This is a genomic window from Tunicatimonas sp., assembly GCF_049647865.1.
GTDB lineage: Bacteria > Bacteroidota > Bacteroidia > Cytophagales > Cyclobacteriaceae > Tunicatimonas.
In genome coordinates this window covers 1-2,199 of record NZ_JBARYM010000912.1, presented here as the reverse complement: position 1 = coordinate 2,199, position 2,199 = coordinate 1, and the positions used below count along the sequence as shown (strand labels likewise).

The window sequence follows — 2,199 nt, the reverse complement described above, 5'->3', positions numbered from 1 at the left end:
GTACATAGGATGATAGTGGCTCGATGAGTACCTCTTCTACACTAATGATACGATCGCCATACTCGTAGCAGTAGTAGTAGGTGTGCCCCTGCTGGGTGTGGTATTCCCCGGTGAAGTAGCCGTACTGAAAACCTTGCTGAAGCAGTAATGCTTTTTTTACTTTGCGCTTTCCATCCGGACAGGCCCGCTGAAGGATGTTCCGGTTGTGCTTCAGTATCCGGTTGACTTCTTTCAAGTAATGATTCTTCTCTTTGCGCTGCTGGTTGTGATGCGCGGCTCGACACTGATCTGAGCAAAACTGTTGATCCGTGCGACCCTTCAGGGGTATTTGGCAAACGAAGCAGGTTTTCATCATGGCGTAATCGTATCAAAAAAATGAAACGTGTATATACGTTTACAAACGTATCACTTTTTTGAAACGGATATACACGACTACAAATGTTTATTATACGAATAGCTTTTGCAGGACCCCTTTCTTAGCACGAATCACCAAAACTGACATATGGAAGAGACGATTCGGCAAACCCAGCTACACTTACAGCAGCGCAACTACAGCTATTCCACCCAAAAGACCTATCTAGGCATGCTCAAAGTCTTCCTTCACTACTTTCAAGGGGAAGACCTGGCTCAGCTTACCGAAGAGCAGATCCGAACCTTTCTGGTAGAGACCTGCTACCGAACGAAGCTATCGCTCTCGTATCAGAACCAAATGATCAATTCCATCAAGCGTTCCACGCCGGATTCTACCTGGAGCAAGTACTGGGCAAGCCTCGTACGGTTTATCATATCCAACGGCCGCGAAAAGAATTTCGGCTTCCGGTGGTCTTATCCAAGCCGGAGGTGCGTAGTATACTAGGACAAATTCGTAATCCGAAGCACCACGCCATTCTGTCTACGATCTACGCCTCAGGGTTACGATTGTCAGAACTAATTCACCTCAAAATCACCGACATAGACTCCAAACGGATGCTCATTCACATCCGGCAAAGTAAGGGAAAGAAAGACCGCATGGTGCCGCTGTCTATTCAACTGCTACGCGAGCTTAGAGCCTACTATCGGAAGTATCAACCCACAGAATACCTGTTTGAAGGTGAGAAAGGAGGAGCCTATGGCCGAAGCAGTGTGCAGCAAATCTTTAGAAAGGCTAAACGTGCGGCAGGCATTCAAAAAAAAGCCACGGTACATACCCTTAGGCATAGCTTCGCCACCCATCTGCTAGAGGCTGGAACTGATCTGAGGATGATCCAAGTCCTGTTAGGTCATAGTAGTAGCAAAACCACCGAAATCTATACGCACGTAAGCAATCAGTACATTCAGCAAGTGATCAGTCCGTTAGATACGCTATCTTGTGAAAACGAGAAGGAAAAGATATATTGGAAATAAACGCAACTGTCCAATATCGCGAGTAGCGTTTATTCGGATGTTGATAGGCAATTCAATCATTTTCGGGGATCATTTTTCCTAATTTTGCCAGTAAGAAGATGGAGATTTCCTTCTGCAGGAGCGGGATGTATGTGAAGGAAAAAATCTTTGATTTTGGCCCAAGTCTTCTGTCGGCTTTGCCGTTCAAACTCGTGTTTGATGACGCTAAGACGTCAATGAAGACTTGAAGATAAAGAAATTAGATCAAAATTGCTGGATAAACTTTATCGGAAACATACATTGGAGGGGTCAGAAGGAAACAATGATACAAGATAAAGCTCTTTTGGCTTCTTACTGGCCCAATTTAGACCACGAACGTCTATGCAGACATAAACATCATAGTCTAAATTTAAAATTAGGAAAAGGGAAGGAGCGGAGAAAATGATAGAACACCGTGCCCTACATGATAAAGATAAAAGGGGTGGCACTGCCTACAACATCCCGCTACCGGTCATACCACTATCAGGACGTAATAAAGCCAGCAAGATGAAGCAGAATATCTCATCAAAAAGTCACATCTTGCCTCTACGACCGGTAGCTCTAACGTTGTGCGCAAGCCAAAAATGCTAAATAAATGAAAAAGACCTTATATGAATTGACCAAAGACGATTGGAATACCCTGTTCCCGATTGAACTGGTCGACCATAATCCTGAATGGAAAAACATTTATGAAAACGAAAGAAAACTAATCCTAGAGAAAATCGGAGCAAAATCAATTTTACGGATCGAACATTTTGGGAGTTCATCAATTCCAAGTATCAAATCAAAGCCATACAT

At 43.8% G+C, this 2,199-nt stretch carries 4 protein-coding genes; 3 read left to right on the top strand and 1 reads right to left on the bottom strand.

Annotation, left to right across the window (positions count from 1 at the left end):
* Positions 1-355 (bottom strand): hypothetical protein (locus WBA23_RS25865; RefSeq protein WP_424585169.1); only part of this gene is annotated, 355 nt, incomplete at its 3' end.
* Positions 356-502: 147 nt separating this feature from the next.
* Here WBA23_RS25865 and WBA23_RS25860 point away from each other — a divergent pair.
* The 3 genes from WBA23_RS25860 to WBA23_RS25850 form a co-directional block, all read left to right on the top strand.
* Positions 503-856 (top strand): phage integrase N-terminal SAM-like domain-containing protein, encoded by a 354-nt coding sequence (locus WBA23_RS25860; RefSeq protein WP_424585168.1) that lies wholly within the window; start codon positions 503-505, stop codon positions 854-856.
* Positions 841-1,383, top strand: a complete 543-nt coding sequence (locus tag WBA23_RS25855; protein WP_424585167.1) for a tyrosine-type recombinase/integrase — start codon at positions 841-843, stop codon at positions 1,381-1,383. Before WBA23_RS25860 ends, WBA23_RS25855 begins: the two co-directional genes overlap by 16 nt.
* Positions 1,384-1,996: 613 nt before the next feature.
* Positions 1,997-2,199 (top strand): GrpB family protein (locus WBA23_RS25850; RefSeq protein ID WP_424585166.1); only part of this gene is annotated, 203 nt, incomplete at its 3' end.

Coding starts and splice junctions, on each gene's coding strand:
- WBA23_RS25860 (WP_424585168.1), top strand. CDS start 503: ATGGAAGAGACGATTCGGCAAACCCAGCTACACTTACAGCAGCGCAAC.